Annotated in this window: 19 protein-coding genes; 9 read left to right on the top strand and 10 right to left on the bottom strand. The window is 72.3% G+C overall.

Going from position 1 to position 24,720, the window contains the following annotated elements; translation table 11 throughout:
• Window positions 1-64: 64 nt before the first annotated feature.
• Window positions 65-2,398 carry a hypothetical protein gene (locus tag AC5L38_RS01565; RefSeq protein WP_495240912.1) on the bottom strand — a complete coding sequence of 778 codons (2,334 nt, stop codon included), beginning with the start codon at window positions 2,396-2,398 and terminating at the stop codon, window positions 65-67.
• Window positions 2,399-2,879: 481 nt separating this feature from the next.
• Between AC5L38_RS01565 and AC5L38_RS01560 the strand changes: the two genes are divergently transcribed.
• Window positions 2,880-3,749 carry a sulfotransferase family protein gene (locus AC5L38_RS01560; protein ID WP_495240911.1) on the top strand — a complete coding sequence of 290 codons (870 nt, stop codon included), beginning with the start codon at window positions 2,880-2,882 and terminating at the stop codon, window positions 3,747-3,749.
• Between the two features lie 43 nt (window positions 3,750-3,792).
• On the opposite strand, the gene AC5L38_RS01555 is transcribed toward AC5L38_RS01560, so the two are convergent.
• The 3 genes from AC5L38_RS01555 to AC5L38_RS01545 all read right to left on the bottom strand — a co-directional run bounded on the left by AC5L38_RS01555 (window position 3,793) and on the right by AC5L38_RS01545 (window position 7,476).
• A complete protein-coding gene (locus AC5L38_RS01555; protein WP_495240910.1) occupies window positions 3,793-4,926 on the bottom strand; it encodes a glycosyltransferase in 1,134 nt (377 codons plus the stop codon).
• A 28-nt stretch (window positions 4,927-4,954) separates the two neighbouring features.
• A complete protein-coding gene (locus AC5L38_RS01550; protein WP_495240909.1) occupies window positions 4,955-6,205 on the bottom strand; it encodes a hypothetical protein in 1,251 nt (416 codons plus the stop codon).
• 167 nt (window positions 6,206-6,372) lie between these two features.
• Window positions 6,373-7,476 (bottom strand): methyltransferase domain-containing protein, encoded by a 1,104-nt coding sequence (locus AC5L38_RS01545; protein ID WP_495240908.1) that lies wholly within the window; start codon window positions 7,474-7,476, stop codon window positions 6,373-6,375.
• Window positions 7,477-7,897: 421 nt separating this feature from the next.
• Here AC5L38_RS01545 and asnB point away from each other — a divergent pair, with 421 nt between their 5' ends.
• The 7 genes from asnB (at window position 7,898) to AC5L38_RS01510 (ending at window position 16,990) form a co-directional block, all read left to right on the top strand.
• Window positions 7,898-9,820 (top strand): asparagine synthase (glutamine-hydrolyzing), encoded by a 1,923-nt coding sequence (gene asnB / locus AC5L38_RS01540; protein WP_495240907.1) that lies wholly within the window; start codon window positions 7,898-7,900, stop codon window positions 9,818-9,820.
• Window positions 9,805-11,163 (top strand): lipopolysaccharide biosynthesis protein, encoded by a 1,359-nt coding sequence (locus AC5L38_RS01535; protein WP_495240906.1) that lies wholly within the window; start codon window positions 9,805-9,807, stop codon window positions 11,161-11,163. Before asnB ends, AC5L38_RS01535 begins: the two co-directional genes overlap by 16 nt.
• Window positions 11,164-11,345: 182 nt before the next feature.
• Window positions 11,346-12,527: a glycosyltransferase gene (locus AC5L38_RS01530; RefSeq protein ID WP_495240905.1), complete on the top strand. Its 1,182-nt coding sequence runs from the start codon at window positions 11,346-11,348 to the stop codon at window positions 12,525-12,527.
• On the top strand, window positions 12,524-13,489 hold the full coding sequence (locus AC5L38_RS01525) for an NAD-dependent epimerase/dehydratase family protein (protein WP_495240904.1): 966 nt from the start codon (window positions 12,524-12,526) through the stop codon (window positions 13,487-13,489). The genes AC5L38_RS01530 and AC5L38_RS01525 overlap by 4 nt, the downstream gene beginning before the upstream one ends.
• Window positions 13,490-13,546: 57 nt before the next feature.
• Window positions 13,547-14,536: an NAD-dependent epimerase/dehydratase family protein gene (locus tag AC5L38_RS01520; RefSeq protein ID WP_495240903.1), complete on the top strand. Its 990-nt coding sequence runs from the start codon at window positions 13,547-13,549 to the stop codon at window positions 14,534-14,536.
• Window positions 14,533-15,570, top strand: coding sequence for an MraY family glycosyltransferase (locus AC5L38_RS01515; protein WP_495240902.1), 1,038 nt, complete (start codon window positions 14,533-14,535; stop codon window positions 15,568-15,570). Before AC5L38_RS01520 ends, AC5L38_RS01515 begins: the two co-directional genes overlap by 4 nt.
• Window position 15,571: 1 nt before the next feature.
• Entirely contained in the window at window positions 15,572-16,990 is a 1,419-nt protein-coding gene (locus AC5L38_RS01510) for a tyrosine-protein kinase domain-containing protein (RefSeq protein ID WP_495240901.1), read from the top strand.
• On the opposite strand, the gene AC5L38_RS01505 is transcribed toward AC5L38_RS01510, so the two are convergent.
• The 6 genes from AC5L38_RS01505 to AC5L38_RS01480 form a co-directional block, all read right to left on the bottom strand.
• Window positions 16,968-17,699: an arsenate-mycothiol transferase ArsC gene (locus AC5L38_RS01505; protein WP_495240900.1), complete on the bottom strand. Its 732-nt coding sequence runs from the start codon at window positions 17,697-17,699 to the stop codon at window positions 16,968-16,970. The genes AC5L38_RS01510 and AC5L38_RS01505 overlap by 23 nt on opposite strands.
• A gap of 106 nt (window positions 17,700-17,805) precedes the next feature.
• Complete coding sequence (locus tag AC5L38_RS01500) at window positions 17,806-19,578, bottom strand: DUF4012 domain-containing protein (protein WP_495240899.1); 1,773 nt, start codon at window positions 19,576-19,578, stop codon at window positions 17,806-17,808.
• A complete protein-coding gene (locus AC5L38_RS01495) occupies window positions 19,568-20,464 on the bottom strand; it encodes a hypothetical protein (protein WP_495240898.1) in 897 nt (298 codons plus the stop codon). Before AC5L38_RS01495 ends, AC5L38_RS01500 begins: the two co-directional genes overlap by 11 nt.
• Window positions 20,465-20,789: 325 nt before the next feature.
• Window positions 20,790-21,998, bottom strand: a complete 1,209-nt coding sequence (locus AC5L38_RS01490; RefSeq protein WP_495240897.1) for a PQQ-dependent sugar dehydrogenase — start codon at window positions 21,996-21,998, stop codon at window positions 20,790-20,792.
• Between the two features lie 176 nt (window positions 21,999-22,174).
• A complete protein-coding gene (locus AC5L38_RS01485; RefSeq protein WP_495240896.1) occupies window positions 22,175-23,440 on the bottom strand; it encodes an MFS transporter in 1,266 nt (421 codons plus the stop codon).
• A gap of 169 nt (window positions 23,441-23,609) precedes the next feature.
• Window positions 23,610-24,089 carry a GNAT family N-acetyltransferase gene (locus AC5L38_RS01480; protein WP_495240895.1) on the bottom strand — a complete coding sequence of 160 codons (480 nt, stop codon included), beginning with the start codon at window positions 24,087-24,089 and terminating at the stop codon, window positions 23,610-23,612.
• Between the two features lie 26 nt (window positions 24,090-24,115).
• On the opposite strand from AC5L38_RS01480, the gene AC5L38_RS01475 reads away from it, so the two are divergent.
• Complete coding sequence (locus tag AC5L38_RS01475) at window positions 24,116-24,640, top strand: CGNR zinc finger domain-containing protein (protein ID WP_495240894.1); 525 nt, start codon at window positions 24,116-24,118, stop codon at window positions 24,638-24,640.
• Window positions 24,641-24,720 lie beyond the last annotated feature (80 nt).

Here is a 24,720-nt window from a genome sequence, read left to right as displayed (position 1 = left end):
GGCGCGTCCCGCGAACCCGCGGCGCGTTCCGTGGGTTCGCGCTACGGCCCGGAGCGGGTTCGCGCTACGGCCCGGACTCGCGGAACACGTCCCGGGCGGCCTCGGGATCGTCCGGTATCCGGTAGACGGCGTAGGCCCCGGCACGGAACCGGAGATCGGCGAATTCCCCGATGTCCCCGATGTCCCTGATGTCCCCGAGGCCGCTGATGCCGCTGACGTCTCCGGTCTTTCCGATATCTCCCGGTTTCCCGGTCTCCCCGGCCCCCTCGGACGCCGGGTTCGAGACCGGGACCGGGACGCGTTCCTCGGCGAGGAGCCAGCGCACCCCGTACCGTTCCCGAAGCCGTCGTACCGAGGCCGCCGAGGGTTCCAGGAAGGCCTCGTCGTTCAGCCGGATCCGTTCCCCGTCCCAGAACGGGAGCCCCGTCATCGGCTCGCCCGGACGCCAGCGATCCAGGTTCGACGCGGTGTAGGCCCACCCCTCGACGAGCACGCGCCGCTCGGACAGCGCGGACAGCCAGAAGTGGCGGCTGTCGCACGGCTCCCGTCCCCAGGCACAGTGCGCGTTCGTGGCGACCAGGTCGCCGGGATCGGAGTTGGCGCGCAGCCAGCGTCCCGCGTCGAGCGCGCCGGGCGGGACCTCCGGCGCCGCCGGGCGGCTCACCCGGTAGACGCCGCCCTCGCCGCCGCCGTGCATGATCAGCAGGGCGCGGGCGTGCCAGGCGGAGAGGGGGCCGACCGCCGTGACCAGGGCGATGACGAGGGCCCAGCCGCGAAGGCGGCGCCTCGTCGCGACCAGGACGACGACCACCGCCACGGCGAGGGCCGACAGGACGAGGTACGGACGGTACAGCGCGCTCTCCGGCTCACCCGGGGGCAGCGGGACCTCGACGCCGGACAGCGTGCGGACCAGGTGGGCGACGGCCACCCCCGCACCCGCCGCGCACGCCAGAGCCAGGGGCGACGCCCGTTCCCCGCGCGCGACGGCGAGGAACCCGCAGGCCGCGGCGATCGCCAGGTAGGGGTAGGCCCCCTGCAGGAAGTAGCCCTGGTTCATGGCGGGTCCCCCGAGCAGGACCACCGCGCCGACGCCCGCCGCGCCGACGCCCAGCATGAGCACCACCGCGGGACGTGCGAGCAGCCGCGGCCCGCGGAGCAGGCCGGCCACCCCGCACCAGGTGACGGCCCAGCACAGCACGTACAGCAGCGTGATCCCCGCCAGCGAGGCGGGCGGCGGCACGGCGTTCTCCCCCAGGCCGGTCAGCTCGCCCCAGGTCCTGCGCATGAGCGAGAGGGGGTCGACGATCGTCGCCTGTCTCGCGCCGCCGAACAGCACGAACTGCGCGTAGACGAGGCACGCCGCCGCCATCCCGAGCGCGGCGAGCGCGGGCCGCGGCGACCGGCGCCGCACGCCCGCCTCGACCGCGGCCACCGCGACCAGACCGGCGACGAGCATGGGCAGGTACGTGGCCTTCGCCCCCATGACCGCCACCAGGAAGACGCCCAGCAGCAGCCACCCGCCGGCACCGCGCGCCCGGCGCCGGCGTTCGAGGAGGTCGACGAGGAGGAGGACCACCGGGGCGAACAGCAGGGCCCCGAAGGTCTGGGTGGGGCTCTCCCACGCGGAGTGCTGGACGCCCGTCCAGGTGAACAGCCCGTTCGCGTTCGTGTAGAGACTCGGAACCGCGACGAAGATCGTGCCTCCGACGGCGAGCAGCGCCCCCGCCCGGGAACCGGTGACGCGGTGCCCGATCGTCCCCACCAGGACGACGAACGCCACCAGCATGGGCAGCATCCCCAGGCGGAACAGCAGGACCAGCGGCTCCACCCCGGTGACCCAGCTCGCCGCCGCCAGGTGCGCGTAGACGAACCAGTGGTAGAGGAGCGGCTCGCCGGAGACCACGGGCACCGTCGGCGGCACGTGGTGCCTCAGCTCGCCGACCAGGGCCAGGTGGTACGGCATGTCGAACAGGGACGTCCCGGCTCCCGGCCAGGTGAGGGGGGTCGTCCTGAAGAAGGTGAAGGAGCTCCACGCGGCCACGTACGCGACGAGCAGCGCGAGCGACCATGAGTACCAGGCGGGCGCGCACGGGCGGGGGGCGCCCTTCCAGTGCCGGCGCAGCCGGGGGACGGTGGCGAAGGCCGCGTACGTGGCGACCGGCCAGGCCGCGACGAGCGACGGCGCCCCGGCGGACCGGGCGGCGACGTAGGCGAGCACCTCGACGGCGTAGCCGAGCGCCAGCCCCAGCGCGATCTCCTCCGCGAGCGCGAGCCGGCGCGTCCCGCGGTACAGGGCGCGGAGCAGCAGCAGGCCGGGCAGCGCCAGCCCCAGCGCGACGTAGCCGCCGAAGAACGCCAGGTCCGCGGCCGGCACCCCGTAGAAGGTCAGCACGGCCACGACGACGGCGATCGCGAACAGCGTCGGCGACCACTTCCGTACGACGGCGAGCGGCTTTCCCCATATTCGAGAGGATCGACTTCTTCGGCGGAGTATTTCCGGTTTTTCGCGGTCCGCAATCGCTTCGGGCGGGCTCAGGGTGGAATCGCCACCGGACGCCGGCTTGATCATGCGTGTAAGTCTGGCGACGCGAGCGTCTCCATCGGCCCCGGACATTCGCGTCCCGTGATGTTTTGCCAGGCTTTTGTGCCGGACGGGAGTGGTTGTGCCGCGCCGGACGGCACCGCCCCAGCCATTACCGATAATCAGTCAAATCCGGATCGCAGGTATTTCGATATTGATTTTTCCGGCCCCGTCACGGTCAACAGGCCAGCGAAGACGACATCCGACGACAACTCAGGCGGTTATGTTAACGTCGGAGACCCCGCCCGGTTCCGGCGAACCGGATCTTTTTTCGACACCACTCGGAGCGGGGAAGAAAATGCTCGATTTTCTCGTCGGCAGCGGTCGTTGCGGCTCCACACTCCTTCACGAGGTGCTCACCGGCCATCCCGGCGTGGGATTCGTCACCAATCTGGACGACCGGTTCCCCCGGGTGCCGGATTCGGCGAAGCGGATCGGCGGGCAGATCTACCGCCGGGCGCCGTTGCGTTTCCCGGAGAAACGGTTGCGCCCGTGCGAGGCCCACCGCGCGCTGAGGCGTGAGGTCTCGCCGCTGATCGTCGACTCCTTCCAGGACCTCTCGGCCGCCGACGTCACCCCCTGGCTGGAAGAGCGGCTGAGGACCTTCTTCGGGAGCCGGGCCGCCGCGCAACGGGTCGGGCGCTACGTCCACAAGTTCACCGGGTGGCCCCGCGCGGCGTTCCTGCACGAGGTGTTTCCCGAGGCGCGCTTCGTGCACATCGTGCGCGACGGGCGCGCCGTGGCCAACTCGTGGCTGCAGATGCCGTGGTGGCGCGGGCACCTCGGAGCACCGGGGTGGCACTTCGGCCCCCTGCCCGAGGTCTACTCCGGGGAGTGGGAGGAGGCGGGACGCTCGCAGGTCCATCTGGCCGGAATAGGCTGGAAGCTGCTGATGGACGCCACCGAGGTGGCGCGGGCCGCCGTCCCGCCGGACCTGTGGCTGCAGGTGCGCTACGAGGATCTGCTCGCCGATCCGCGCAAGCAGACGGACGTGATCCTCGACTTCCTCGGGCTCGCCTGGACACCCGGGTTCGAGCGGAGCTTCGCGCGCCACGTCTTCTCCTCCGCGCGGCGCGAGGCCTTCCGGCACGACCTCGCCCCGTCGCAGCTCGCGCTGCTCGACCGTTCCCTCGCCGGGCGTCTTCACGACTTCGGATACCGCGTCTGAGCCCCACGCCGGCGGCGGCACACCCGGCGGGCGCGCCTGGGCCTCAGGCGCGCCGCGCCCCCGCCAGTTCCTCGTAGAGGTGCTCGAACCATTCGGCCGTCCCCGCGATCTCGACGCCCTCCGAGCTGGCGGCGGCCCCGGACCGCAGCCGGCGATGCATGGACGGCTCCATCGCCTTGAGGATCCCCACGGCCAGGGCCTCCGGCGACTCCGGCTCGGTCAGGATCCCGTTCCAGCCCGAGGAGACCAGTTCCGGTATCCCCCCGACCTCGGTGGACACCACCGGCACCCCGGCCGCGAGCGCCTCCATGACGACCACCGGAAGCCCCTCGTAGTGCGAGCTCAGGACCAGCAGGTCGGCCGCCGCCACCAGCCTCCTCGCCTGCCCCACCGGCCCCAGGACGCGTACCCGGCCCGCCAGCCCGCGCCGCTCCGTCTCGCGGACGACTCCTTCCCGCAGCGGCCCGTCCCCGGCCAGCAGGAAGAGCGCGTCCGGCCGTGCGAGGAGGACCTCGGCGGCGGCCCTGACCAGCAGCGCGTGGTTCTTCTCGGGCCGGAAGTTGGCGACGCAGACCACCAGGAACGCCTCTTCCGGCACGTCGAACCGGCGCCTGACGATGTCCGCGCGCATCGCCCAGGAACGCTGCCCGACGACGTCCACGCCGTGCACGCGGGTCAGCAGGCGGCGTGCTCCCCGGACGGAGGGGGAGCGTGCCACCTGTGACGAGACCGCGACCGTCCGGTCGTCGAGCCTGCGGACGAGGTAGTCGAGGAGCAGGTTGACCGCCGCCGTCAGGCGGCCGAGACGGGCGGTGGCCGGCCGCCTGCAGTAGTGGACCGTCGACACCAGGACCGGCCGCCGGGGGGTGATCCGGGCGAACGGCCAGAGCACCGCGGCGGGGGTCGGCGAGTGCACGTTGAGCACGTCGGGAGCGAGCCGCCGGACCGTTCTGACGAGGTGGGCGTAGGCCAGCGGGCGGGCGTTCGAGCTGAGGTCGACGACCGTGATCCCCGAGGCCCGCAGCTCTTCCACCAGCTCCCCGGTCGACGCCTGGAGGCACACGACCGTGTACTCCTTGTTCACCCTGGGAGCGCGCCGCAGCCGCTCGACGAGGAGCACCTCGACGCCCCCGATGTCGAGGGTCTTGACGACCTCGCACACGCGAAGATCCCTCATCGCGTCCTTCCTGGTCGAGGCGGCGGGGTCACCGCGCCGCCCGGGATCCGGCGATGGGCTGGGACGCGACGGCGGGACGCGGCGCCTGCCCGGACGGCCAGGGGCGAGGCCGCCTCCCGCGCCCGGCCTCGGTCCACGCGACCGCGGCGAGCACGCTGACGACCAGCATGATCGGCATTCGCTGGCGGAAGATCAGGCCGATGTTCGACATGGTCGTCGCGTAGGCGATCGTGCCCGGGACGACGAACAGCACGAGGGCGAACAGCATCGCCCGGTTCCGCTCCCACAGCCGGTGAGCCCCGCGCAGCGCGCTGTAGAGAAGGTAGTACCACAGAAGCGTGTCCACCTTCCCGAGCTGCAGCGCCATGCTGCCCGACGTCCAGGGGAACGGGGCCAGGAGCGTGTAGAACAGTTTCGGCACGAGCGCGCCCCACGCGTCGCCGCCGTCCTCGAACAGCACGCCGGAGCCGCCCTCCGCGCTGGACCTGCGGACCATCTCCGACTGGCCCTGGTCCAGTTGCTCCTGCAGCACCGTGAAGGACGCCCCGCCGTCCGCCTGCGCGATGAACACCAGGACGGGGATCAGCACCAGGGTCGACACGACCAGGGAGCGGACGGACAGCTTGCGCCTCACCGGGGAGAGCCCGAACACCAGGGGCAGCGCGCACATGAGCACCATGTACGGCCGCACATGCCAGAGCGCCCACAGCAGCGGGATCACGACGGCCAGCTTCCGCACGTCGAAGCGCCGCACGTTGGAGACCACGAGCCACAGGCAGGCGACGACGAGGAACGCGTTGATGCCGTCCTTGAACGTGTCGGACGTGTGGAGCAGGAGGGCGGGCAGGAAGGCGACCACGACCAGCAGCCGGAACGCCGCCCGCTCGTCGGCCCCGACGATCCGCGCGAACCGGTACATGACGATGCACAGCCCGCAGGACAGGGTGGCCAGGACCGCCGTGCAGGCCAGCGTGGCCGGCCCGTCGCACAGGTAGACGATGACTCCGAAGAGGTTGCACGGCACCTCCATGGAGTAGAGGGAGGGGATCTGGTCGGAGGAGACGAACCGGAAACCCTCGTACCTCCAGTACGCGGCGACCTCCATGGCCCTGGCCAGATAGACGCGGTTGTCGCCGCCGTACTCGATGAGGCGGGGCTGCATCACCAGGACGTGCACGACCAGGCGGGCGGTGAAGGCGAGGAGCAGCACCGGGATCACCCGGTTCGCCTGTTCCATCCCCAGACTGGCGTAGGTGAGAAAAACCAGAAATACCGCCATCAAGAAGACGAGAAAATACTCCATAAATGAGATCACCTTAGAAACGCATCGAGGTCATGCGCCATGGGCCCGCCACACGACCGGCGTGCCCGCGGAACCCTCCGGAGGAATTCGCCGGACACGGCGGGAAGGGCCCCCCGGAGCCCGCGGCCTCCCCGGCCGGCCGGTCATTTGACGCCGCGGATCACGTACATCCCGCGCCGTCTCTCGATCGAGACGTCGCTCAGGGCCAGGTCCTCGGTCCAGCGCCTGATGCGCCGCCGGGGCTGGGGTTTCTCGTACCGCGCGGCCAGCCAGTCGAACGTGTCCAGCACCGACCAGTTCCGCATCGTCTCCTCGTCCCCCAGGCCGAGATGCCGGTGGTTGGCCACCGGTACCAGCCGCGCGAGCCCCTGTCCCACGCCCGGGACGGCGCTGAGCGCCATGGACAGCGGCAGCAGGCGCGGCACCGCCCTATCAACGAGGGTGTAGAGCCTCGCGGGAGGCATCCGCCTGGTGAAGGGACGGATCAGCTGCCGCAGGTGGGGGTAGGCGATCACCGCCGCGTAGACGTCGACACAGAAACGGCCCCCCGGTCTCAGGTAGCGGAACAGCGTCTTGAACGTCCGTTCCACGTCCGGGGTGTGCTGGACGACTCCGAGGCAGAGCAGGAAGTCGAAGGACTCCTCGGGGAACGGCAGCTCGTAGACGCTCGCCTGGACGAGTCTCAGGTTGGGGAAACGGCCGTTCGAGGCGGCGTTGGCGTGGACCGCGCTGGAGATGTCGAAGGAGGTCACGAGGGCGCCCGTCTCGCACAGCACCTCGGTGAAGCGTCCCGCTCCGCTGCCGCATTCGAGCACGCTCCGGCCCCGCAGCCCGTCCGCGGACCAGCCGCTCCCCGTCATCAGCCGATCATGTGAGATCGGCATGCCGACGTACGAGTCGAGCTGCGTCAGCCGGTGCCTGTTCCACTGGAACCCGAATCCGTCGGCGTAGCCGTCCCGGGGAACGAACCGCGGGATCCCGTCGTCGACGGGATACCCCGCCCCGCACCCGGCACAGCGCAGCCCGCCCCCGTGCGGCCCGGCCTCGTCACGGAGCGAACCAACGCCACGCGGCTCGGCCTCGTCACGGAGCGAACCACCGTGCGGCCCGGCCCCGTCACGCGACGAACCAACGCCACGCGGCTCGGTCTCGTCGTGGAGCGAACCACCGCACCGTGGACAGCACAGCGCGGGGTGCCGGAGGACACCGGCACCCGTGTCGGCCGTCGTGTCTTCCGCAAAGGTCATCCGACCACCCGTTCAGCGAGAGGAGTGAAGGGCCGCGCGACGTCGCGGCCGGCTCCCGGCGTCCCGCCACGGGCGTCCGCCGGGCGGGCGAGCAGGCGTGCGCGCCGGGCGCCCACGACGAGCACGAAGTCATGCCGTTCGCCGCGTTCGCTCACAAGCTCGCACGTCATGCCACCGGAAGACGTCCGGCGGCTCGCCCGCGAGCAATGATCTTCGTGATCCTTACCCGCGGTTGGAGTTCGCCGCGACACGCCCCCCGCGCCAACCGCCCTCGGGCGGCCGGGGTCGGTTACTCTCAGCAAGATCGCGGTAACGACGGGACGCCGGACGTCCCCGCTCGTCACGAAGGCACGAGGCAGGGGAGTCACGGGTCGCGGGCGCCGCGGGTCGCGGCGTCGCGGGTCTCGGGCACCGGCAAGCAATGGAGGGCCCGATGTGCGGGATAGCCGGAATGGCGTCGATGTCGCGTCCCGATCCCGAACTCGTCCGCCGCATGTGCGAGGTGATCGCGCACCGGGGCCCCGACGGCTCCGGCTTCCACGAGGACGAGCACGCGGCGCTCGGCATGCGCAGGCTGGCGATCATCGATGTGGCGACCGGCGACCAGCCCGTCTACGGCGAGGGCGAGCGGGTCGTGTCGGTCTTCAACGGCGAGATCTACAACTTCGCCGAGCTGCGCCGGGACCTGGCGGGCAGGGGCCACCGCCTGCGCTCCGCGGGCGACTCCGAGTGCCTCGCCCACCTCTACGAGGAGTACGGCGTCGACATGGTGCACCGGCTGCGGGGGATGTTCGCCTTCGCCGTCTGGGACCGCGACCGGCGGCGGCTGGTCCTGGCCCGGGACCGCGTCGGGAAGAAGCCGCTGTACTGGAGGTCCGACCACACCTCGATCTGGTTCGGCTCGGAGCTGAAGTCCCTGGCCCGCGATCCCGGCATGCGCCGCGAGATCGACCCCGTGGCGCTGCACCACTACCTCACCTACCGCTACGTCCCCGCGCCGTGGTCGATCTACCAGGGCGTGCACAAGCTGCCCCCGGGCCACGTGCTGGTCTGGGAGCGGGGGCGGGTCACCACGCACCGCTACTGGGAGCTGGACCGCACCCCGCGAGTGGTGAAGGACGAGCGGGAGGAGGAGGAACGCCTGCGCGAGCTGATCCTGGAGTCGACCCGGATCCGCATGGTGAGCGAGCGTCCCATCGGGGCGTTCCTCTCGGGCGGCATCGACTCGTCGGCCGTGGTGGCGGCCATGGCCATGCAGAGCCGCGACCGGGTCAAGACGTTCTGCGTCGGCTTCGAGGACGACCGCTACGACGAGCGTGCCGAGGCCCGGCTGGTCGCCGAGCGCTACTGCACCGACCACCACGAACTCGTCGTGACGGCCGACCTCCTCGGCGTGCTGCCCCTGCTCGCCTGGCACTTCGACGAGCCGTTCGCCGACTCCTCGGCCGTCCCCGGCTTCCACGTGGCGCGGCTGAGCCGGCGGCACGTCACCGTCGTGCTCAACGGCGACGGGGGCGACGAGTGTTTCGGCGGCTACCAGCGCTACGCCCTGATGAACCAGGCCGGCCGGATCCCGGCCCTGCCCCGCGCCCTGGCGGCGGCGTCCGCCCGCGCCGGCGCCCTCATCACCGAGCGCAGCGGGTACGGGTCGCCGCTGCGGACGCTCGGCCGCGTCATGCGGTTCGCCGCGGAGCACCCGTCGCGGCGCTACGCGGGCCTGATGTCCTGCTTCACGGCCGAGCAGAAGGCCGAGCTCTACAGCCCCGCGCTCCGCGAGCGGCTGGCGGGGGTGGACAGTCACGGGCTGCTGGAGGAGACCTTCCGGGACTCGTCCGCGGCGACCGCCCTCGGCCGCGTCCTGGACGTCGACACGACCACCTACCTGCCGTACGACCTGCTGGTCAAGGTCGACATCACCACGATGGCCAACTCGATGGAGGCCCGCTCGCCGTTCCTGGACCACCACCTGATGGAGTGGGCGGCGGGGCTCCCCGACCCGCTGAAGGTCCGCGACCGGCGGACCAAGCTGCTGCTGCGGCGGGCGGTCGCCCCCTGGTTGCCGGGCCGGCTCCAGAACCGCCCCAAGCGGGGGTTCGGCGTGCCGCTCGCCACCTGGCTCAGAGGTGAGCTGCGGGAACTCTCCCACGACGTGCTCACCGACGGCGCCGCCCGCGGCAGGGGGCTGTTCCGGCAGGAGATGGTCAGGGACCTGCTCCGGCAGCACGCCGACGGGGCCGACCACGGCGACCGGCTGTGGGCGCTGCTGCAGTTCGAGCTCTGGCACCGGGCGCACGCCGTCCCGGGTGGCCCCGTCATGGCGGAGATCGGATGCCCAGGGCCCTGAAGAGGCCCAGGGCCCTGAAGACGCCCTGGGCCCCGAACAGGAGCGCGGCCCTCGCCCAGACCGCCCAGACGATGGCCAGCCACCTCCTGCGGCTGACCCTGGCGGCGGTGACGGGCGTCCTCATCGCGCGCACCCTGCAGCCCGAGGGCCGGGGCGTCTACGCGATGCTCGCGACCACCGGCGGGATCGCGGTCGTCCTGGGCAACCTGTCGATCGTGAGGTCACAGATCGCGCTGTGGCGGGACCCCTCGCGACACCGCGCCCTGGCGGGCAACGGCCTCGTCCTCGGGCTGGTCCTCGGGCTCGCCTCCGCCGCGGTCACCCTGACGGTCGTGACCGCGTTCGTCCCGATCCCCTCGCCTCACCTGCTCGCCATCGCCCTGCTCGCGGTGCCGTTCGGCGTCGCGGCGGTCAACCTCAACGGGATCGCGTTGCTGCGTTTTCGCACCGACCTGGTCAACCGGGGGGTCGTCGCGTCCGCGCTCATCCTGAACCTGCCGATCCTGGCGCTCGCGGCGACGGGACACCTCACCGTCACCGCGGTGATCGTCTGCTGGACGGCCGCCGTGAGCGCGCCCTTCTGGCTGCTCCCGCGACCGCTCGGCCTGCGCGCCATGCGGGTGGACCCGGCACTCGCCCGCCGGCAGCTCACCCTGTCGTGCCGGTACCACATCGGGCTGGCGGCGTTCCACCTCCTGCTGACCGCCGACGTCTTCCTGCTGGGCGCCCTCGTCTCCCCCTCCGAGGTGGGCCTGTACACCGTCGGGGCGGCGTTCCTGACCTTCTCGCGGGTGCCCGCCGACGCGGTGACGCAGGTCGCGCTCCCCCGCCAGGCGGTCGAGGACGAGCGCGACGCCAGGGACGTCAGCGTCCGCGTCCTCCGGCTCAACCTGCTGCTGTCGTCCGTCTTCGTGTGCGCGCTGTCGATCGCCTCCCCCCTCCTCGTCCCCCTGCTCTACGGTCCCGCGTTCACCGGCAGCGTGACGCCGATACTCCTCCTGGCCCCCGGCATGGTCGCCCTGTCGCTGCTCCGGCCGGTCGAGCAGTATCTGGTACGGCTGCGCCGCCCGATGACCATGGCGGCCGTCGCCTCCGGCGCCCTCGCGGCGAACCTGGCCCTGAACGCCCTGCTCATCCCCCGGTGGGGGGCCACCGGCGCCGCCCTGGCGGCGAGCACCGCCTACACCGCCATGGCGGCGGCCGAGATCACCTGGTTCGCCAGGAGGACCGCGACCGGGGCACGGGAGCTGCTGCCCCGGCTCTCCGACGTGCGTTCCGTGATCTCGGCGTTCTCCGGCGCGGGCCGCCCGGCTCCGGCCGCGTCCTTTCCCGATCCGTCCTGAGAATTTCAAGGTATCCGCAGGCAAAGGAGAAAGAGCTGGTAAGACCCAGCTGTCCGGGCTGAATCACGTTTAGGTAGGGAGTAGGGAAAACCTCGCGCCACCACCGTGATGGTGTCGGCGGACGGATCTGGCGGAGAACTAGTTTCTCCGACGTGAGCCAGGCCTGTCCCCAAGGAGCCCCTATGAAGCCAGACGGCCGGATTCGTGTCATGGAGATCATCGCGCGGATGAACGTCGGCGGTCCAGCGACCCAGGTCTCGGGGCTGCACGAGCGGCTGAACCGCGAGGAGTTCGACCACCGCCTCTACACCGGCCACGTCGACGGCCACGAGGGCGACCACCTGCTCCTGCACGACGTGCGGGAACCGGTGCACCGGGTGCCCGGTCTCGGTCGCCCCGTCGACGCCGGCGACGACTACCGCGCCCTGTTCTGGCTGGTCAGCGCCATGCGGGCCTTCCGTCCCCACATCGTCCACACCCGCACGGCCAAGGCCGGCGCCCTGGGGCGGGTGGCCGCCCGGCTGTCGCGCGTCGGCTCGGCCCGGGTGCACGTCTTCCACGGCCACCTGCTGCACGGCTACTTCTCACCGGTCAGACGCGGCCTGTACGTGGGCTCGGAACGGATCCTCGCCTCCATGTCGGACCGGCTGGTGACCGTGGGGGCCAGGGTCAGGGACGAGTTACTCCGGGCGGGGATCGGCCGTCCCGAGCAGTACGTCGTCATCCCGCCCGGGGTCCGGCCGGGACCGGCCCCCGATCGCCGCGCGGCCCGCGCGGCGCTGGGACTCCCGCAGGACGCGCCCGTGGTGGCGTACGTGGGCCGCCTCACCCAGGTGAAACGGCCGGACCGGTTCGTCGCCGTGGCCCACGCGGTGCTCGGCCGCATCCCCGGCTGCCACTTCGTCGTGTGCGGCGGCGGCGAGCTCGGGCGGCAGGTCGAACGCGACGCCGAGACCGTCCGCGACTCCTTCCACCTGCTCGGCTGGCGCAGGGACGTGGAGACGGTCTACGCCGCCGCCGACGTGGTCCTGCTCACCTCGGACAACGAGGGCACCCCGCTCACGCTCGTCGAGGCGGGCATGGCGGGCACCCCCGTGGTCTCCACCCGGGTGGGAAGCGTCTCCGAGGTCGTCAGGGACGGGCACACCGGCCTGCTGTCGGGCCTCGACCCGGACGAGCTGGCGGCGCACACCGTCCGCCTGCTGTCCGATCCCGGCCTCGCCCGCCGGATGGGCGGCGCGGCCCGTGACTGGACGACGTACGCGTTCACCCTGGACCGCCTCGTCTCCGACACCGAGAGCCTCTACCGGTCGCTGTGCGAGACGCGCGGCCGGCACCTGCTCGCGCGGGGGAACAGCCGATGAGGGTACTGGTGACGGGCGGCGCGGGCTTCATCGGCGCGCACACCTGCCGGGCGCTGGCGGCCAGGCCCGATGTCGGGAACATCACGGTGCTGGACGACCTGAGCAGCGGGAGTCTCGCCAACCTCGACGGCGTCGAGGCCGACGTCGTGATCGGCAGCATCCTGGACCGGGACCTGCTGACGGGCCTGGTGGCCTGCGCCACGCACGTGATCCACCTCGCCGCGAGGCCGTCGGTGCCCCGGTCGCTGGCCGACCCGCTGGCCTCGCACGCCGTCAACGCGACCGGCACCCTGCACGTGCTGGAGGCGTGCCGCGCGAGCAGGCCGCACGTGATCCTCGCCTCCTCCTCCTCGGTGTACGGCGACCGTCCCGAACCCCGCAAGCACGAGGACCTGCCCACCAGGCCGCTCAGCCCGTACGGGGCCGGCAAGCTCGCCGCGGAGGCCTACGCGCTGGCCTACGCGCACAGCTACGGCCTGCCGGTCCTGCCGTTCCGCTTCTTCAACGTCTACGGGCCGCTGCAGAGCGCCGGGCACGCGTACGCGGCGGTGATCCCGGCGTTCGTCTCCGCGGCGCTGCGGGGCGAGCCGGTCCCGCTGTACGGCGACGGCGGCCAGGCGCGGGACTTCACCTACGTGGAGTCGGTGACCGGCGTCCTCGCCGACGCGGCCGCCCGCCGGGTGACGAGCGCGAAGCCGGTGAACCTGGCCTTCGGCACCCGTGTCTCCCTGCGGCACCTGATGGACGTGCTCTCCGAGATCATCGGCCGGGTGGTGGAGCCGGTCTCCCTGCCGCCGCGCAGGGGCGACGTCCGGGAGTCCCAGGCCTCCGCCCGCCTGCTGCGCGAGCTGTTCCCCGGGGCGCGGCCCGTCTCCCTGGAGGACGGGCTCCGCACGACGGTGGCCTGGTTCGAGAAGGCGCGGGCCGCGAGCGTCGAGGCGGTGGCCGGCATGCAGGCGTGAGCGGCCGTCTCCCGCCGACGACAGAGATCTCTCCAAGCGCATGATGAGGAGAAGCCCGTGAGCAGTACACCACCCACCAGCTATCTGATAACGGGCGGCAGCGGATTCATCGGCTCGCACCTGGCCGACGCCCTGCTCGCCCGCGACGACTCCGTCGTCGTCCTGGACAACCTCTCGACGGGACGGCTGGAGAACCTCCGTCCGCACCCGAACCTGCGCTTCGTGCACGGTTCGGTCCTGGACGAGCTCATGGTCGACGAGCTGGTCCACCGGTGCGACGTCGTCGTCCACCTGGCGGCCGCGGTCGGCGTCAAGCTGATCGTCGAGCAGCCGCTGCGCTCCCTGACGACCAACATCCGGGGTTCGGAGATCGTCATCGAGGCCGCGCACCGGTACCGGAAGAAGATCCTGATCACCAGCACGAGCGAGATCTACGGCAAGAACTCCTCGGGCGCGCTGCGCGAGGACGCCGACCGCATCCTCGGCAGCCCAGCCGTGGTCCGCTGGGCCTACAGCACCGCGAAGGCCGTCGACGAGATCCTCGCCAACGCCTACCACAAGGAGCGCGGCCTGCCGACGATCATCGTCCGGCTGTTCAACACGGTGGGCCCGCGGCAGAGCCCGAGCTACGGCATGGTCATCCCGAGCCTCGTCCGGCAGGCGCTCTCGGCCGTGCCGCTGACCGTGTTCGGCGACGGGACCCAGACCCGCTGCTTCGCGCACGTCGCGGACGTCGTCGACGCGCTGCTCAGGCTGCTCGACGAGGACGCGGCGGTCGGCGAGACCTTCAACATCGGTTCCGGCGACGAGGTGAGCATCATGGAGCTGGCGAAGCTCATCGTCGAGTTCACCGGGTCCACCTCCGGGATCGAGCTCATCCCCTACTCCGAGGCCTACGAGCGGGGGTTCGAGGACATGACCCGCAGGGTTCCCGACACCGCGAAGCTCAGCGCGCTCACCGGCTGGGTCCCGCGGCGGAGCCTCGACGAGATCCTCACCGAGATCATCAGGGAGGCCTCCGGGGAGCCGGCGGCGTCCACCCCGTGAGCGGGACCATCGCCCTCGTCTCGGGAGCGGCCTGCGCGCTCAGCGCCACGGCCGTCGTGCCGCTGAGGCGGCTCGCGTTCCGCTGGAATCTCACCGACGACCCCGGCGGGCACAAGGTGCACGCCCGCTCGACCCCGTACATCGGCGGCATCGCGATCGTGACGGGCACCGTCGTGCCCGCCCTGGTCGCCCTCGGCCTCGCCGACCTGCAGATCACCGCGATCCTCCTCGCCGCCGCCGCGGTGTCCGTCCTCGGCCTGATCGACGACATCGCCCCGCTGCGCGCGGCCACCAGGCTGGCCGTGGAGACCGCGGTGGCGATCGGGGTGGTGCTCTCCGGCGTCCAGGCGACCGTGACCGGCACGTGGCTGGACGGCGTCCTCACGGTGGCGTGGATCGTCGTGATGACGAACTCCTTCAACCTGCTGGACAACATGGACGGCGCGCTGGGGACCGTCACCGCCGTCACCGCCGCCCTCCTGGCGGCCACGGCCCTGACGCAGGGCCACCTCGCGCTCGCGGTGCTCCTGTGCGCGCTCACCTGCGCCTGCCTGGGGTTCCTGCCGTACAACTGGGAGCCCGCGAGAGTGTTCATGGGCGACTCGGGATCGCTGTTCATCGGATTCACGCTGGCCTGCTCGGCGGCCGTCCTGTCCGGCGGGCGCACTCCGGACGCGACGGTCGCCGGATTGTTCCTGCCGACCTTCCTGGCGACCCTCGACACCTGCGTGGTCTTCGCCTCACGCCTGCTGGCGGGCCGCTCACCGTTGCAGGGCGGCACCGACCACGTGTCCCACCGGCTGCGGCGGGCCGGCCTGGGAACCCGCGCGGTCGCGGCGGCGCTCGGCGCGATCGCGGCGATCTCCGGCGCCCTCTGCCTGGCGATGGTCCTGGGCCGGGTCTCCCCGCTCGTCGCGACGGCCGCGGCCTGCGCGATCGCCGTCGCCCTCATCTACCTGCTGCGGGAGGCGGGCGTGCGCGCGCCGTCCCCCTCCCCCGGCCCCCTCCCGAAGATCCGCGAAAGGCGGCACTGACATGGAACTCCTCTACTACACGCGGCTCGCGCGCAGGAACTGGCTGTTCATCCTGCTGGCGCTGGTCCTGGCGGTGGGCGCGTCGGCCGCCGTCACGGCCGGCACGCCGCCGAAGTACGTCGCGACGATCTCCATGCTGGTCTCGGGCCACGACAGGGAGGGGAGCCTGTCCACCGCCTACCAGGCGGGGATGCTGTCGGCGCAGCGGGTGCACTCGTACGCGACCCTTCTCTCCAGCCGGCGGGTGGTCGCCCAGATCACCGGGGACGACGACGTGGAGCGCGTGCAGGCGAACATCACCGCGGAGGCCGTCCCCGGCACCGTGCTGCTGCGCGCCACGGTCGGCGATCCCGACCCCGCGCGCGCGGCCGGCCTGGCCAACTCCCTGGGCGAGCGCTTCGCCGAGCTCATCGACCAGATCGAGCGGCCCACCCCCTCCAGCCGCCCCATCGTGAAGGTCACGCTGGTGGACCGGGCGGAGACGCCCACGACACCGATCAGTCCCAGGCCGGTGGTCAACCTGGTGATGGCCCTGCTGATCGCGGTGATCCTGGCCATGGCCGTCATCGTCGTCCGTGACCGCCTGGACACCACCGTCAAGTCGACGGAGACCCTGCAGCAGGCGTCGGGCAGCTCGACCCTGGGGGTCATCGGCTACGAGCGGGACGCGCGGCGCCATCCCCTGATCGTGCGCAACCAGGGCCGGTCGTCCAGGTCCGAGGCGTTCCGCACGCTCCGCACCAACCTGCAGTTCATCGGCGTCGACCGGCAGCCGAAGTCGCTCGTGGTCACCAGCTGCCTGCCCGGCGAGGGAAAGTCCTCGGTCTCCGCCAACCTGGCGATAACCCTGGCCCAGGCCGGATGGCGGATCATGCTGGTGGACGGCGACCTGCGCCGCCCGACCATCCCCAACTACCTCGGCATCGAGGGGACGACGGGCCTGACGGACGTGCTCATCAGCAGGGCGGAGCTGAAGGAGGTCATCCAGATCTGGGGTGAGCCGGGCATGTCGGTCCTGCCGAGCGGGCAGATCCCGCCGAACCCGAGCGAGCTGCTCGGCTCCGGCGGGATGCGCGAGGTGCTGGCACATCTGACCGAGACGTACGACATGGTGATCATCGACGCGCCGCCGCTGCTGCCGGTGACCGACGCCGCGACGCTCGGCGCGCTCTGCGACGGCGTTCTCCTCGTCAGCCGTCACGGCAAGACCCGGCGGGAGCACATGGCGCGCGCCACGGAGCTGCTGGCGTCGGTCAACGCCCGCGTGGTGGGGACCGTCCTGAACTTCTTCCCGCTCAAGGACAGCACGTACTTCGGCTACGGGTACGGCTACGGATACGGGTACGAGTCCAAGGAATCCAAGGAGTCCAAGAAGTCCAAGAAGTCCAAGCCGGCGGTCAAGCATCCCGTGGGTGTCTGAGCAGCCGGAACGGGACGTCTAGCGCTTCCGCGATGCTCCGCCCGGCCGCCCGGTAGGCCAGCCGGGAACCCCGGTAGGGGTCGGCGATGTCGAGCTCGTCCACCCGCACCAGCCCGCGCAGCGCCCGCGCCTCGTCGACCAGGGCGCGGGCCCGCTGCACGGGATCGCGATGCCGGGTGATCCTCTCGGGCGGCACGGCCCGCACCAGCGTGCCGAACTCGGCGATGGTGAAGGTCCGGCCGGCCGCCGCGAGATGCAGGGCCACCGCATGCGCCCGGTGCGCGGCGGCGGCCGTCAGCACCAGGTCCGCCTCGGCCACCAGCCCGGCGACGAGGAGGCGGGACCCGAAGCCCGCGGGATCCCCGCCGAGCCGCACCAGCGTCCGCATGGCGCGCCGGTCCATCTCCAGACCCGGCCGGGCGTGGGTGCCCGCGCTGGTCACCTGGAGCGCCGGGCACGGCCCGAGCTCCGAGCGGGTCAGCCGCTCGGCGAGCGGGGAGCGGCAGATGTTGCCCGTGCACACGAACAGGATGCGGAAGCGGACGCCCGCCCGGGGCGCCGGCGTCTTCCACACGTCCCTCCAGCAGCGCGATCCGCAGCCCTCGTGCCCGGGCGAGGCGAGCCCGGTCCCCCCGTTCCCGGCGACCGCCCTGTCTCGTTCCGGTGCGGGGCTCCGCGCGATCCCGGCATGCTCCGGTGAGGCCCTCATGACGAGAGGGTAGATCGGCTCCCGAGCACCACCGCCCGCGGCACACCGCTCTTTGCCCACTTATACCGACGCACGCGACAGATCGTACGGAAGGCATTCGTTCCCATCAGAGTGCGCAACCGCGCGGGTCCTCGGTGACGCGGGTCCGCTGCTGCCGGACGAGCGGCTGCACGGGGACCAGCGGCGGCTCCTTCGAGGCGACCTCGGTGAGGTCGAACTCCAGGGACCTCGACTGCCCGGGGGCGAGTTCCAGCATCACCGAGTAGACGGGATGGGAGCGTTCGGTCCCCCGCAGGACGGCCGTCCGCTCACCGTCGAGCCGGGCCTCGCTCATCCGGCCGCCGAGCCCGCCGTACAGCGACACCCACAGCCGGTTGGAGCCGGGCGCGTGCCGCCGCGGGGGAAGGTCGAGCCGGCCGGTGACGTAGGAGGGCAGGCTCCCCCGGGGGACGTCGTTGCCGAGCCTGATCCGCACCGTCGAGGGGCGCAGGCCGTCCCGGCAGGGGCCGAGCTCGTAGTCGAGGGAGCGGTCGAGGTAGTAGTCGAGCTTGCCGCCGGCGGAGTTGTTGACCACCAGTCCCGCGAACGGCCCCGGCCGTGACGGCAGCACGCCGCCGATGGGGGCGCGGGCCAGGATCCGCTGTTCCGCGCCGTGGCGGCTCCAGACCTGGATCCGCCGCTCGCCCACCATGCGGCCCATCACGGGCAGCAGCCCCGCGGGGTCGGCCAGGGACCTGGGCAGCGCCTCGCCGACGGCGGCGGCGATCTCCAGCAGGAAGCGCTTGCGCGCCGTCGGATCGGGGTAGCGGGCGTAGGCCGCCCGCTCGGTGAGGTCGACGACGTTTCCCCCGGTCACCTTCTCCCCGCCGGGCAGGGTGACCGGGCCGATCAGCCGGAGCAGGTGGGCCAGCCCGGCCGGGTCGACGGCCACGGCGCCGTCGACCCGCGTGCCGGCCCGCCGTTCCCACAACCCGGCCCAGGTGGCGGCGGCGTACGGGAAGTGCGGGGAGAGGTTGGAGACGGACAGCATCCTGGTCGCCCCCGGGCCGTAGCGCCGCAGGAACTCCCGGCCGTGGTCGGCGACGGGGACGGGACTCGTGAACAGGCCGGTGTCGGCGGACAGCCGTTCGACGGCGATGCGGCCCCGGTCGGCCCTCAGGATGCCGAAGGCCCCCACCAGCCCCCCGGTGCCCCGCGCCTCGGCGTTGGTCTGGAAGGCCAGGAAGTAGCGGCGGAGGCCGTCGCCGCCGAGCATCGCGGGCAGGATCGCGGCGGTGTCCGCCGCGGTGCGGAGCAGGCCGCCCAGCCGCGCGATCTGTTCCAGCGCGGTGCGCCTCGCGGCGTCGAGCGCGGCCAGGCCGGTCTCGGCCGGGGTGTCCCGCAGGAGCGCGTCCGCCCGCGTGAAACGGGTGGCCGCGTCGTCCAGGACCGGCGCGGCGGCGTCGAGCGCGGCCAGCCGTTCCCGCACGCCGCCCGGGGAGCGTGAGGCGACCGCCGCCAGCGGGAGTACCGCGCTCCGCGCGCCCGCGAGCACGTCGGTCAGTTCGGCGGCGGCCTGGGCGAGGCCGCGCACGGTCGTCGCGGCGGCTCCCGCGACCGGGGCGTGGGAGATCACCCACCAGTCCGGTCCCTCGGTGAGCCGCCGCGCCTCGGCCGCGTGCGACCGGGCGTCCGCGAGTGCCTGCGCCACGGTGGCGGAGGCACCCGCGCTCATCGACGGGCCCAGCCGGGTCAGCGCGCCCCCGGCCGCCGTCAGGTGGTCGCGCACCCGCAGCCCCAGGTGAACCGTCCAGCCCGTGGCGGCCACCAGGACGGCGAGGACGACGCAGAGCGACAGGACGACCCGGCGGGTCCTCCCTCCGGACGACCTACTTCGCACTGGTGGATCGGCGGCGCCGCGCGAACATCAGCAATCCGGCTCCCACGGCCAGCAGGCCGCCGCCCAGCCCGACGACCGTCCCGGCGGGCACTCCCGTGAACGGGAGGCTCTCACCGGCCTCGCACGAGCGCCCGCCGCCGCAGTCGTAGCCGGCGGACTCGGTCCCGCCGTCACCGTCGTCGCCGCCGTCGCCGCCGTTGTCGCCGTTGTCGCCGTTGTCGTTCCCGCCGCCGCGGCGGCCTTCGAGCACTCCCACGACACCGTCCGCGACCCTCTGCGCGTCCAGGGCCTTCTTCCCCGCGCCGTCGGCCACCGCGGCCGCGCCGGAGGCCACCCTTTCGGCCTCGGAGTCGACGCCCGCGGCGAGGCCGACGATGTCCCTGGCCCCGCCCGCGATGCGCCCGGCCTCACTCACGATGCGCCTCGCCTCGCCGGCGGCGCGCCTGGCCCGGCCGACGAGGGCTCCGCTCGCGGCCTCACCGGCCTGGGAGAGGCCCTGCCCGGCCCCGGCCGACGCGCCGTGGGCGAGCCTCGCGGCGGCCAGGGTGACCGTCGGGCTGGGGGTCGGGAGGGGAACGAGCACACTGGCCGCGTCGGTGTTCTTGTTCCTGAGGACGTTGCGGCTGTCGTTGCGGGTGTTGATCTCGATGCAGCTCTCGCCCACGGCATCCGCGCAGGACTCGGCGATGTCCGCGGCCTCGTCGGCGAGGTCGTCGGCCTGCCTGGCGATGTCCCTGGCGTCCTCGTCGGCGTCCTCCGCGGCGGTGAGGAGAATGAACGACGGCGGGTAGGGCGCCGACCCGGGAGCGACCTCCAGCGACGGAGGGCCGGTCCGCGCCGTCGCCGCGCCCGCGAGGCCGAGCATCGGGCTGCCCCCGGTTATCACCGCGAGAAAGATATAAAACATATATTTTCTAGCCATTTAGGGCTCCCATAGCGACGGTTCAGGCCATAGAACACGACGCTCAGCACACAAACGACATGTCCCCAGAGCCTGTTGTATTCGCCCACTCGCCGATGGCCGGTCAGCCCTCCCATCCGCTTACCGAACAATCACCAATCGTTCTTCGAACGTTGGGACTGGAGGAGCGGCGCCCACCGGCGCCCACCGGCGCGCGGAGGGGATCACCGGGCCTCGACCCGGTGGACGGGACTCGACAGGCTCAGCGCGAACGACTCGCCTTCGTGGTCCCGCCCGAAGGCGGAGGGGATCACGGGGCGGCCTCGACCCGGTAGACGGGACCCGACAGGCTCAGCGCGTACAACTCGCCCTCGTGGTCCTGGCCGAAGGACGACAGCTGCTCCACCGTGCCGAGGTCGTCGCCCCGCCCCTTCCCGCCGGGGGGCGCGGCCTTGACCCAGCCCGCGCAGAAGTCGCCGTAGACGAACCGCCCCTCCAGGCCGGGGATCTTCTCACCCCGGTAGACGTATCCGGCGATGACCGAGCAGTTGCCGCCCTCGCCCAGCGGATACTCGATGACCGGGTCCACCGTGCCGTCGCCGTCGCCGCCCTCGAAGGGGTGGGAGCCCTCCCTGCGGTTCCAGCCGTAGTTGCGGCCCCCCTCGCCCTTCGGCTCGAAGTCGACCTCCTCCCAGGCGTTCTGGCCGACGTCGCCGATCCACATGTCGCCGGTCTTCGCGTCGAAGGTGAACCGCCAGGGGTTGCGCAGGCCGTACGACCAGATCTCCGGCTTGGCACCCTGCCTGCCGACGAACGGGTTGTCGCGGGGAACCTCGTACGGGGTGCCGCGCGGGTCGATCCTGAGGATCTTGCCGAGCCAGGTGTCCAGCTTCTGGCCGTTGCCCTGCGGGTCTCCCCCGCTGCCGCCGTCGCCGAAGGCGATGTAGAGGTGGCCGTCGGGCCCGAAGGCGAGCTGCCCGCCGTTGTGGTTGGCGTACGGCTGCCGCTGGGTCAGCACGTCCCTGCGGCCGGTCGCCTTCCCTCCGGAGAAGGCCCACTCGGTGATGTGCGTGTGCCCCTCGCGGTCGGTCCAGTTGAGGTACAGGAAGTTCTCTTCCGGGTGGAAGGCCACCCCGAGCAGCCCCTGCTCGTTGCCCGTGCTGATCTCCTTGGAGAGGTCGACGACGGGCGCCTCGGCGACCTTCCCGTCCCTCACCGCGCGCAGCCGTCCCGTCTGCTCGGCGATGTAGAGCGTCGGATCGTCCTTGCGCATCGCCATCGCCACCGGCATGTCGAGCTGCGCGAACTCGGTGAAGCGGACCTTCGGGGCGGCCTCCGTACCCGTTTCCCCGGTAGGTTCCGCCCGCGAGGCCGTGGGCGAGGCGGCGGGAGGGACGGATCCGGAGTCGGCGGACCCGATGGCCTCCGTGGTCCCGGTGGAGGAGCAGGCGACCAGCGCCGCGCTCAGCAGGGCCAGGCCCCATCCTGTCCGGCATCCTGTCCGGCGGGAGATCGGCACGGTTCTCAGCCTCCTGTTGTTCGTCGCCTGCGTCAGATGATCACCTGTACGCGCCCGGCACCGCGAAGGTTCCGGCCACGCCGGGCGATTCCTTTACGTCCCTGCCCTCCCCCTGCCGCGTACCCCCATTCTCCCCGGCCTCCTCCCCCGGTTCGCCCGCGCCGTCGCCCGGCGCGTCAAGCGGCCGGGGGGCGACTCCGGCGTTCCCCGCGGGCCGTGACCGCCAGGGCGGCGGCGGTGATCACGGAGAGCAGGCCCCAGGCCGGTACGAAGCTGCCGGTCAGATCCTTGAGCAGGCCGAGAGCGGGCGGCGCCAGGACGACGGCGACCTGGTTGACGGCCATGGCCAGGCCGAGGGCGAACCCCGTCCTGCCCGGTGGCGCCGATTCGGCCACGTAGGCGACCCACGGGCCGTACCAGCCGATCCCGAAGAACCCGAGCCAGACGAACAACACGCAGGCCGCCACCGGCGAACGCCCTATCGGGGTCATCAGCGCCGACATCCCCACGATCGCGGCGACCATGCAGGTCAGGACACAGATGTAGCGCCCGGACCCGCTGCGGTCGCTCCAGGCCGCCAGACAGACGCGACCGGCGGCGCCCGCACCCTGGACCGCCACCAGGACGAGGGCCGCCGGACCCGCCTCGACGGCCGTCGTCTCGTGGAGATACAGCACGGTCAGGACGCCCACGCCGCTGTGCACCGAGACCAGGCTCGTCCCGGACCAGATGATCCTCCTCATGGACGGTTCACGGAGCATCCGCAGCCGGACCCCGAACCACGACGCGAGCGAGGCGCGCGGCTCCGGGTCGTGCTCCGGGTCGCGAGGAGCACTGTCCCGGGGAGGGCCGTGGGCGGGTGGCCGACGGTAGAGGCACATGAAGGTGACAGCTCCCAGCAGCGCGACGAGCGCACCGGCCACGAGCGTCACCCGCCAGCCGAGGGCGGCGGCGAGGACGGGAAGCACGGCCGCGGCGAACACGCCGCCCAGCGGCAGGCCCGCCTGGCGGATCCCCATCGCCAGCCCCCGCTGGGACGCGTCGAACCAGGACGCCACCGACTTGCTGCCGCCGGGCTGGACGGTGCTGTACCCCGCACCGACGACCAGCAGGACGAGGAGCAGGGACGCGTATCCCGGCGCCAGGCTTCCCACCCCCAGGCCCACGGCGACGACACACGCGCCCGCCCCGACGACCCAGCGCTCGTCGTAGCGGTCCAGCAACTCCCCCGCCACCAGCAACCCGGCCAGGGGAACCAGCTGGGCCGCCGAGAGCAGGAGACCCAGCTGAGCCGTGTTCAGGCTCAGATCACGTTGCAGGTGGACGCCCATCGCCCCGATGCCCTGCACGAAGAAGCCGGACGCGGCCTGGGTGAAGGTGGCGACACCGAGGACGACCCACCGGTACCGCCACGTGCGGTGCGCGGACCCGCCACCGCTCATCCGGCTCCTGGCCCCGGACAACGCGCCGCCAGACCGGCCACGGTCACGGCCGCACGGCCGACCGCCCGGTGCGGCCGGGCGTTCGTCATAAGTGCGCAACCGATCACCCGGTACGGCCGGGCGTTCGGCACAGGCGCGCGGCCCATCACCCCGTACAACCGGACACCTGTCACGGGCGCCAGCACAGCGCGGGGTCGGGGTGGTCGAAGAAGCCGAGTTCCCGGTAGAGCGGCTCGCCCTCGCGGGAGGCGTACAGGTCCACCCGGACGGCCTCACGTTCCCGGAACCAGTCGAGCAGGCCCCGCATGATCGCGCGGCTGTGGCCACGCCGTCGGTGCGCCGGATCGGTGACCACGCCGATCACGTGCCCGATCCGGCCGTTCGGTGAGTGCGGGCCGGGAAACCACTGCTCGACGGTGCCGATGCCGCAGGCGGCGAGACCGCCGTCGCCGTCAACGACCAGGATCCGCGCGTCCTTCTCCGCCAGCTTCGCCTTCAGAACCGCGGCGAGGGCCTCCCGCCAGCCGTCGCCCGCCGACGAGGGGTTGAAGAAGTCGCCGCCGAGGTCCCCGAACAGCAACGCCCGCAGGCGTACGAGTTCCGCGACGTCATCCTCCGACGCCTGCCGCACATCGGTGTGGTGTGTCATGCGAACCAGGGTGATGTAATGGTCTTATGCACCTCAACCCTTACGGCGAGGACGCGGTGAACCTGGCCGCGGACCTGGCGAACCGGCCCCCGGCGACCGCCGGGGAACTCGCGGATCGCTGCCGTGCCGCCGGGCTCGCGCTGGAGCACCCGGTCACCTCGCAGGACCTGGACCGCGTCCACGCCGTGCTGGAGGCGTGGGAGAAGGTCGTCGACGCCACCGACGAGCGCGAGCGCGCCGAGCTGGTCAACCGCATGCTGGCGGAGTCCGCCGCCTACCCGCGACTGACCGACCACGCGGACAGCGGCTGGCACCTGCACTATCGCGACGACCGGCAGCCGCTCGGCTCCGTGCTCTTCTCCCTCATCTCCGTGGGCACCGCGCTGCACCTGGTGGGGCGGGGCATGCACCGGCTCCGGCGATGCGCCGTGACCGAATGCGCCACGATCTTCGCCGACACCTCCCGCACCGGACGGCAGCGCTACTGCTCCCAGCGGTGCGCCAACCGCGACGCGGTCCGCCGCCACCGCGCGAGCCGCACGGCCGTTTGAGTCATCGAATGAGGTGATCGCCAAATCCCGCCGGGATATTGCGCGGGTTCTGTTGGCCGAAGTCACCGATATCGCCGAGG

It is taken from the genome of Streptosporangium nanhuense (genome assembly GCF_059358815.1).
This window is presented reverse-complemented; position numbering and strand designations above follow the sequence as displayed.

What these genes read in the sequence shown, in the direction of transcription:
- AC5L38_RS01560 (WP_495240911.1), top strand. Translation starts at nt 2,880, where the DNA reads ATGCTCGATTTTCTCGTCGGCAGCGGTCGTTGCGGCTCCACACTCCTT.
- AC5L38_RS01555 (WP_495240910.1), bottom strand. Translation starts at nt 4,926, where the DNA reads ATGAGGGATCTTCGCGTGTGCGAGGTCGTCAAGACCCTCGACATCGGG.
- AC5L38_RS01550 (WP_495240909.1), bottom strand. Translation starts at nt 6,205, where the DNA reads ATGGCGGTATTTCTGGTTTTTCTCACCTACGCCAGTCTGGGGATGGAA.
- AC5L38_RS01545 (WP_495240908.1), bottom strand. Translation starts at nt 7,476, where the DNA reads ATGACCTTTGCGGAAGACACGACGGCCGACACGGGTGCCGGTGTCCTC.
- asnB (WP_495240907.1), top strand. Translation starts at nt 7,898, where the DNA reads ATGGAGGGCCCGATGTGCGGGATAGCCGGAATGGCGTCGATGTCGCGT.
- AC5L38_RS01535 (WP_495240906.1), top strand. Translation starts at nt 9,805, where the DNA reads ATGCCCAGGGCCCTGAAGAGGCCCAGGGCCCTGAAGACGCCCTGGGCC.
- AC5L38_RS01530 (WP_495240905.1), top strand. Translation starts at nt 11,346, where the DNA reads ATGAAGCCAGACGGCCGGATTCGTGTCATGGAGATCATCGCGCGGATG.
- AC5L38_RS01525 (WP_495240904.1), top strand. Translation starts at nt 12,524, where the DNA reads ATGAGGGTACTGGTGACGGGCGGCGCGGGCTTCATCGGCGCGCACACC.
- AC5L38_RS01510 (WP_495240901.1), top strand. Translation starts at nt 15,572, where the DNA reads ATGGAACTCCTCTACTACACGCGGCTCGCGCGCAGGAACTGGCTGTTC.
- AC5L38_RS01505 (WP_495240900.1), bottom strand. Translation starts at nt 17,699, where the DNA reads ATGAGGGCCTCACCGGAGCATGCCGGGATCGCGCGGAGCCCCGCACCG.
- AC5L38_RS01485 (WP_495240896.1), bottom strand. Translation starts at nt 23,440, where the DNA reads ATGAGCGGTGGCGGGTCCGCGCACCGCACGTGGCGGTACCGGTGGGTC.
- AC5L38_RS01480 (WP_495240895.1), bottom strand. Translation starts at nt 24,089, where the DNA reads ATGACACACCACACCGATGTGCGGCAGGCGTCGGAGGATGACGTCGCG.
- AC5L38_RS01475 (WP_495240894.1), top strand. Translation starts at nt 24,116, where the DNA reads ATGCACCTCAACCCTTACGGCGAGGACGCGGTGAACCTGGCCGCGGAC.